We start from the raw sequence: 7,508 nt of genomic DNA on the forward strand, positions 1-7,508 counted from the left end.
GGCTGCTACTGGGGCTGGAGTTCAGCGATGCCGGCGGGCGCGACGCGGCCTGGATCTCCGATGCCGTGACCGACACGGCGCTGGAGCTCGGCCTGTCCGCCAACATCGTCCGCGCCGGCCTCTCCGGCGGCACCATGCGCATCGCGCCGCCGCTGACGGCCACCGATGCCGAGATCGACCTGGGCGTCGAGCTGCTGGACGCGGCGATCGCGCGGGTCATGGCCGGCGCCTGAGCGCCCGCGCAACTCTCGATCCCCGAGGACTGTACCCCTAATCCTCGGGGGTTGAGGGCTTTCCCGATTCCCGACACTGTCTCGCCTATCGACCGGACCCGGCGGCACGACCCGCCGGCGGCGACGGCGCCCCTGCGGAGGGGCTCGTCGCAACTGAACCGGACAGGGCGGCTTCTCCACTTCACAGATCGGGCGGATGAGGCCATGGGCCTGCATCCGGCGGGAAAGGACTGCTCCATGCCTGCTGATGCGATTGCGACCAACCTTGCGGTGGTCGATGAGCATATCCGCAACGAAGCGCGCGACCCGGCCTCGGTCATGGCGCTCTACACGGACGACGCCGTGCTCGAGGTGCCGGCCCGCGGCCAGCGCCTGACCGACAAGGCGGCGATCCTGGCGAATTACCGGCGGATCTTCTCGGCCATCACCGATGTCGAGGTCGAGCCACTCGACCGCTTCGCCACCGCGGACCGGGTGGTGGACGACTGCCTCGTCCGCTTCCGCCTGACCGGCGAGGGCATGGTCGACGCGCCGGTCGGGTCGCGGATCGAGCTGCGGCTGGTCCATGTCTTCCACATGCGCGACGGCAAGATCGCCCGCGAGCATGTGTTCGAGAGCTGGACGCCGCTGGCCTGAGAGGCCGGCTTTTTCCAATCATCTCGGATATCGGGGCGGTCGCCTGTTTCCCGGCGGCCGCCTCCTGTCAGGAGAACGCCGGCGACGTCAATGGCGACGGCGTCTCCGACTTCCATATCCGTCTGAACGGGGTGGTCGGCCTGCAGGCCTCGGACTTCGTGCTGTAGCCGGCCGCATCGCTGCGCCAGCCGGAAGGCGGCGCGGCGACGCGCATCCTCAGCGGGACGTCCGCGTGTCGGTGGCGATCCAGTTTTCCTCCCACGTCCTGCCGCCATCCGCGGAGAAGGACTGCACGAAACGGTAGACATCGGGCGCCATGGGCAGGATCTCGAAACGGACCAGCACGGCGCGGCCGTCGTCGAGGAAATCCTCGCCCTGGAACATGCCGTGGCCATCCGTGAACCCGCCATACACCGGCGGCGTCAGCTTGCCGACCCGTGCGTTGGAGAAATGCAGGCTCCATTGCCCGGATTTCGGGTTGTACAGGCGCAGGCTCAAACCCTCGATGTGGTGCCCGCCGGCGCCGTCGGCCGCCAGCTCCAGCAGGTTGGCGCGACCGTCCCAGACCTTGCGGACCGTCGAGGTGCCGTCGAATTCGAGCCATTGGTCCGGCGTCTCGCTGAGGGGCTCCGCCAGCACTTTCATCTGCGTCTTCCAGGTGCCGATCTCGAAGTCGAAATCGTGCTGGCCATCGGACGGCGCCGTCGTGGTCGCAGTTTGGGCCGCCGCCAGTGGCGGCAGCAGGAGCGTGCCGGCCAGCAGACCGGCCGGCAGCAGGAGGTGGAACATCGCCGGCATGAGGCTCTCCCGGATCTGAAGGATGAGCCAAGCTAGGCAGGAGGTGGTAATCTGAAAATCACCACCTCCGGTCTAGATGCCATGACCACTCTGCATCTGCCCCTCGACCGCTCCGGCCGCCTGCCGCTGCACCGGCAGATCTATGACGGCATCCGCGGCGCGATCCTCGAGGGAACGCTGCGGCCCGGCCAGCGCATCCCGTCGACGCGCTGCCTGGCCGTCGAGCTGGGCGTCTCACGCCTGCCGGTGCTGGCCGCGTATGAGCAACTGCTGCACGAATGCTATCTCGAGGGCCGGGCGGGGTCGGGCACCTATGTCAGCCAGGCGCTGCCCGACGAGCTGCTGGAATCGCGGCCGGCGCCGGATGCGGCGCGGTCCGAGCCCCGGGTCCCGCCGGAGCGCGACTATGGCGGGCTCGCCCCGTTCCGCACCAGCCTGCCGGCGCTGGACCGGTTTCCGCACGCGGCCTGGGCGCGGCTGGTGGCGCGGCATGCGCAGCGGCTGCCGCTGGCGCATATGGCCTATGGCGATCCGGCGGGCCTGCCGGCGCTGCGCGCAGCGATTGCCGATCATATCCGAGCCGCCCGTGGCGTCCGGTGCGATGCCGGGCAGATTCTGGTCGTGTCCGGCTCGCAGGCGGCGCTGCGCATCGCCGCCGCGATGCTGCTTGCCCCCGGCGACGGCGTGGCGATCGAGGAGCCGGGCTATCCGGGCGCGCGCGCCGCGCTGGTCGCCGGCGGGGCGCGGCTGCTGCCGGTTCCGGTGGACGAAGCGGGCATCGACATGGAGGCGCTGCGCCGCGCCGGCCGGGTGCGCGCCGCCTATGTCACGCCCTCGCACCAGTATCCGCTCGGCGTGTCGATGACCGCGGCGAGGCGGCTGGCGCTGCTGGACTGGGCCCGGCGCGAGGATGCCTGGCTGCTGGAGGATGATTACGACAGCGAGTACCGCTATGTCAGCCGCCCGCTCGGCGCGTTGCAGGGCATGGATGCGCATGGCCGGGTGATCTATATCGGCACCTTCAGCAAGGTGCTGTTTCCGGCGCTGCGGGTCGGCTACCTGGTGGTGCCGCAGGCGCTGGCGGAGGACGCCGTGCGGGCGCGCCTGGCCTTCGACCTGTTCCCGCCCACGCTGTACCAGTCGGCGCTGGCCGAGTTCCTGGCCGAGGGGCATTTCGCCCGGCATCTGCGTCGCATGCGCGGCGTCTACCACGCCCGGCGCGCAGCCTTGCTCGACGGCTTGGCGCGGCATTGCGGCGACCGTCTGGTCCTTCACAACGCCGATGCTGGGCTGCATGTCGCGGTGCTGCTGCCCGACGGGCGCGACGACACCGATTTCGTCCGGCACATGGGCGAGCGCGGCCTGACGGCGACGGCGTTGTCGACCTGCTATGCCGGCCCGGCGGGCCGCTGCGGCCTGCTGCTCGGCTTCGGCGGCTCGGATGAGCGCCGGCTGCAGGAGGCCACGCGGGTGCTGGGCGAGATCCTGCGTGCGTCCGGTTAGGTCGTCCGCAGGGCGGGGCGGGTGACCAGCCGAATGCCGAGCGCGATCGGCACCACGCCCAGCAGGTCGAGCGGCGGCACATGCTCGCCCAGCACCGCCCAGCCCAGCAGCAGACCGATCGGCGGCACCAGGAAGTGCAGGGCGCTGGCGGTCGAGGCGCCGAGCCGGTCCAGCATGTCGAACCACAGCAGGTAGCTGCACAGCGAGACGGCGAGGGCCAGCCACAGGAAGCCGGCCAGGAGCTCCGGGGTCCAGCGGATCGCCGAGACCGGCTCCAGCGCCAGGCCCAGCGGCAGCAGCACGATGCCGGCCGCGAGCGTCTGGATTGCGGTGCCGTACCAGAGATCGCCAGCAGGCGCGATCCGCTTGTACAGGATGGTGCCGGCGGACAGCGCCACCAGCGCGCCGAAGGTGAAGGCGATGCCGACCGGCCCCTCGATGCCGCTGCCGAGCCGGCTCTGCAGCACGATGCCGACGCCGACGATTCCGAGCGCCAGCCCTGCCAGCTTCGTGCCGGTCAGCCGCTCACCCAGCAGCGGCGCCGCCAGCACCGCGGTCAGCACCGGGTTCATGCTGACGATCAGCGCCGAGAAGCCGGAGGTGACGCTTTGCATCCCGAAATAGGACAAGGCCAGATAGACCGCCATGGTGACGATGCCGAGCAGGGCGAGGCGCGCCACGGCGCCGGGACCGAGCGTCCAGCGCCGGCCCGACAGCCGGGCCAGGCCGGCCAGCACCAGCCCGGCCAGCAGGAACCGCGTCGACAGCAGCAGGAAGGGCGGGGCATAGGTCACCGCCACCTTGCCGGCGGTGAAGGCCGAGGCCCACAGCACCACGAACAGGGCGGGAAAGCCCCAACGCAGCAGAGCGCTGCGGCCGGGGGCCGGGATCGAGGCGGCGTGCATGGTCGATCTCCTTCGGATCAGCTGCACCTTAGCGACCGGCGTGACCATTTGGAAATTCAATGGTTAAATACAGGGCAGTGGAAAAGCCGATAGGTGTCTCATGCTCGACCTCGACCTGCTGCGCAGCTTCGTCTCGGTGGTCGATGCCGGCGGCTTCACCCGCGCCGGCGAGCGGGTGCATCGGACGCAATCGACGGTCAGCCAGCAGATCCGCAAGCTCGAGGACTCGGTCGGCCGGCCGCTGCTGCACCGCCAGGGGCGGGGCGTGGCGCCGACCGAGGAGGGCGAGCGGCTGCTGGGCTATGCCCGCCGCCTGCTGGCGCTGAGCGACGAGGCCGAGGATGCGCTGCGCCGGCCGGACGGGATGGCGGTGGTGCGGGTCGGGCTGGGCGAGGATTTCGCTGCCGACCGGCTGACCGAGGCTTTGTCCAGCCTGGCCCGGCTGCGCCCGGCGCTGCGGCTCGACGTGCGTTGCGACGCGGGGTCGGAGCTGCGCCGCGCCTTCGGCCAGGGCGAGTTGGACATCGCCGTGATCAAGCGCGATTCCGGCATCGGCACCGCCGTCGCCGCCTGGCCCGAACGGCTGGTCTGGGTCGCCAGCCGCCGCCACGGCGTGCCGCCGGACGACCCGGTGCCGCTGGTCGCCTATGGCCAGGGCTGTATCTACCGGGCGCGGGCGATCCATGCGCTGGAAAGCGCCGGGCGGCGCTGGCGCCTCGCCTTCACCGGCTCGAACCTGCCGGCGGTGCAGGCGGCTATCGCCTGCGGCTTCGGCATCGGCATCCTGGTGGCGCGCTCGGTGCGCGACGACCTCCGCATCCTGCGGCCGGAGGAGGGGTTTCCGCCGGTCCCGCCCAGCGAGCTCGCCGTCATGCTGCAGCCCGGCGCATCCCCGGCCGTGCGGATCGTGGCCGAGCAACTGGCCGAAAGCTGCGCCGAGGAGCGGCCCGAGGCAGCGTGATGCCAGGCGCGCTGGCGGACACAACGCCTCCGACTGCCTCCCACCTCGTCATGGCGAGCCCCGAAGGGGCGTGGCCATCCAGCGATTCGATCTCTGGATGGCCACGGCGCTGCGCGCCTCGCCATGACAATTTATCTTTAAGTAGTTGTATAATTATCAATTTTAACATCGCTGATGTAGAATTATGTTGACCTATTCCACAACAGGCTGAGAGATTATCCGCCCCATCCCGGAGGACCGGACATGCTCTCCCGCCGCACCTTGCTGTCGACCACCCTGGCCCTGGCCGCCGCCGTGCCCTTGGCCGGCCGCCCTGCCCGGGCCGAGGAGGCGCCGAAAGCCCTCCGCATCGGCTATCAGAAGAACGGCATCCTGCTGGTCGCCAAGACCCGCAAGTCGCTGGAGCAGCACTTCGCCCCGCAGGGCATCGCGGTGGAGTGGATCGAGTTCGCCTTCGGCCCGCCGCTGCTGGAGGCGCTGAACGCCGGCAGCATCGATTTCGGCGCCACCGGCGACACCCCGCCGATCTTCGCCCAGGCGGCGCAGGCCGATCTGGTCTACGCCGCGGCCCAGCCGGCGGCCGGCAAGGGCCAGGCCCTGCTGGTGCCGAAGGGGTCGGCGGCGAAGACGGTCGCCGATGTGAAGGGGTTGCGCGTCGGCGTCGGCAAGGGCTCCAGCGCCCACAACTTCCTGGTCGCGGCGCTGCAGAAGGCGGGGCTGGGCTGGCAGGACATCACCCCGGTCTATCTCGCCCCGGCCGATGCCCGCGCTGCCTTCGCCGGCGGCAGCCTGGACGCCTGGGCGATCTGGGATCCCTATTTCGCCATCGCCGAGCTGGAGGAGGAGGCACAGGTGCTGGCGACCTCCGCCGATGTCGAGCCGCAGAACTCCTATTTCCTCGCCTCGAGATCCTTCGCGACGGAGCATCCCGCTGCGCTGCACAGCCTGGTGGCGGCGCTGGGCGAGGTCGGCGCCTGGGCCGAGGACAACCACGGCGAGGTGGCCAAGCTGTTCGCCGACGAGACCGGCATCAGCCTGGCGGCGGAACAGCGCTCGGTCGACCGCGCCACCTTCCGGATCGGACCGCTGACCGGGGAGATCGTGGCCCAGCAGCAGAAAATCGCCGACCGCTTCGCCGCGCTGGGGCTGATCCCGGCGCCGATCGCCATCCGCGACATCGTCTGGACCGGCGCCTGACCACAGCAGGGATTCACCCCATGGCCGACACCCGCAAGCCGCTCGACCTGTTCTGGTTCATCCCGACCAGCGGCGACGGCCCCTATCTCGGCACCCAGGACCGGCACCGCCCGGCCGAGTTCCGCTATCTGCGCGAGATCGCCACCGCGGTCGACCGGCTCGGCTACAAGGGCGTGCTGCTGCCCACCGGCCGCGGCTGCGAGGATGCCTGGATCACCGCCACGGCGCTGGCGACGGCGACCGAGCGGCTGCGCTTCCTGGTGGCGCTGCGCCCCGGCGTGGCCACGCCCGCCTTCTTCGCCCGCCAGGCGGCGGCGCTGGACCGGATCAGCCAGGGAAGGCTGCTGCTGAACGTCGTGGTCGGCGGCGACCCGGCCGAGTTGGCCGGCGACGGCGTCTTCCTCGACCACGACACGCGCTACGCCCAGGCGGCGGAGTTCCTGACCATCTGGCGCCGCCTGCTGGCCGGTGAGACGGTCGATTTCGACGGCGACTTCCTGAAGGTGAAGGGCGGCAAGCTGTCCTTCCCGCCGGTGCAGCGGCCGCATCCGCCGCTGTGGTTCGGCGGCTCCTCGGACGCCGCGCTCGACCTCGCCGCCGACCAGGTCGAGACCTACCTGACCTGGGGCGAGCCGCTGGACCAGGTGGCCGGGAAGATCGAGGCGGCCAAGGCGCGCGCGGCGGCCCGTGGCCGCACCTTGCGCTTCGGCATGCGTATCCACCTGATCGTGCGCGAGACCGAGGAGGAGGCCTGGCGGGTGGCCGAGCGGCTGATCCGCGACGTCTCCGACGACGCCATCGCCGAGGCTCAGAAGAAGCTGGCCGACGGGTCGGATTCCGTGGGCCAGAAGCGGATGACGGCGCTGCATGGCGGCCGGCGTGACAAGCTGCTGGTCGGGCCGAACCTGTGGGCCGGCATCGGCCTGGTGCGGCGCGGCGCCGGCACCGCTCTGGTCGGCGACCCGGCGACGGTCGCGGCGCGGCTGCGCGAATACCAGGATCTCGGCATCGAGACCATCATCGCCTCCGGCTACCCGCATCTGGAGGAGGCGTACAACGTCGCCGAACTCTTGTTCCCGGCCCTTGGCATCGGCGCCGAGCAGGCCGGGGCACATGAACTGCATCCCGGCGAATTCGGCACTGGCGCCGGGAGGCCGAAGCTGACCGCGGTGTCGTGAACGCGGGTGGCCGTAAGAGACCTCTCGCACTCAATCCCGTCATTGCGAGCGTAGCGAAGCAATCCAGGGGCCGCTGGCACCAGCCCCTGGATTGCTT

Annotated in this window: 7 protein-coding genes and 1 pseudogene; 6 read left to right on the top strand and 2 right to left on the bottom strand. The window is 70.7% G+C overall.

What is annotated here, in order from left to right:
• Positions 1 to 233 (top strand): annotated as a pseudogene (locus tag AB4Z01_RS35400) (hypothetical protein); the annotation flags it as partial.
• 237 nt (positions 234 to 470) lie between these two features.
• On the top strand, positions 471 to 869 hold the full coding sequence (locus AB4Z01_RS35405) for a nuclear transport factor 2 family protein (protein WP_441701434.1): 399 nt from the start codon (positions 471 to 473) through the stop codon (positions 867 to 869).
• 216 nt (positions 870 to 1,085) lie between these two features.
• On the opposite strand, the gene AB4Z01_RS35410 is transcribed toward AB4Z01_RS35405, so the two are convergent.
• A complete protein-coding gene (locus tag AB4Z01_RS35410) occupies positions 1,086 to 1,667 on the bottom strand; it encodes a hypothetical protein (RefSeq protein WP_441701436.1) in 582 nt (193 codons plus the stop codon).
• Between the two features lie 81 nt (positions 1,668 to 1,748).
• Here AB4Z01_RS35410 and pdxR point away from each other — a divergent pair, with 81 nt between their 5' ends.
• Entirely contained in the window at positions 1,749 to 3,170 is a 1,422-nt protein-coding gene (pdxR, locus tag AB4Z01_RS35415) for a MocR-like pyridoxine biosynthesis transcription factor PdxR (protein WP_441701438.1), read from the top strand.
• On the opposite strand, the gene AB4Z01_RS35420 is transcribed toward pdxR, so the two are convergent.
• Positions 3,167 to 4,075 (bottom strand): DMT family transporter, encoded by a 909-nt coding sequence (locus tag AB4Z01_RS35420; RefSeq protein ID WP_441701440.1) that lies wholly within the window; start codon positions 4,073 to 4,075, stop codon positions 3,167 to 3,169. The two genes, pdxR and AB4Z01_RS35420, sit on opposite strands and share 4 nt — an antisense overlap.
• A gap of 100 nt (positions 4,076 to 4,175) precedes the next feature.
• Between AB4Z01_RS35420 and AB4Z01_RS35425 the strand changes: the two genes are divergently transcribed.
• The 3 genes from AB4Z01_RS35425 (at position 4,176) to ssuD (ending at position 7,411) form a co-directional block, all read left to right on the top strand.
• Positions 4,176 to 5,036: a LysR substrate-binding domain-containing protein gene (locus tag AB4Z01_RS35425; protein WP_441701442.1), complete on the top strand. Its 861-nt coding sequence runs from the start codon at positions 4,176 to 4,178 to the stop codon at positions 5,034 to 5,036.
• Positions 5,037 to 5,279: 243 nt separating this feature from the next.
• The gene (locus AB4Z01_RS35430; RefSeq protein WP_441701444.1) at positions 5,280 to 6,233 is read left to right on the top strand and encodes an aliphatic sulfonate ABC transporter substrate-binding protein; all 954 of its coding nucleotides are present in this window, start codon (positions 5,280 to 5,282) and stop codon (positions 6,231 to 6,233) included.
• A gap of 20 nt (positions 6,234 to 6,253) precedes the next feature.
• Positions 6,254 to 7,411, top strand: coding sequence for an FMNH2-dependent alkanesulfonate monooxygenase (gene ssuD, locus AB4Z01_RS35435; protein WP_441701446.1), 1,158 nt, complete (start codon positions 6,254 to 6,256; stop codon positions 7,409 to 7,411).
• Positions 7,412 to 7,508: the final 97 nt, after the last annotated feature.

It is taken from the genome of Inquilinus sp. YAF38 (assembly GCF_052113205.1).
Classification (GTDB): domain Bacteria; phylum Pseudomonadota; class Alphaproteobacteria; order DSM-16000; family Inquilinaceae; genus Inquilinus.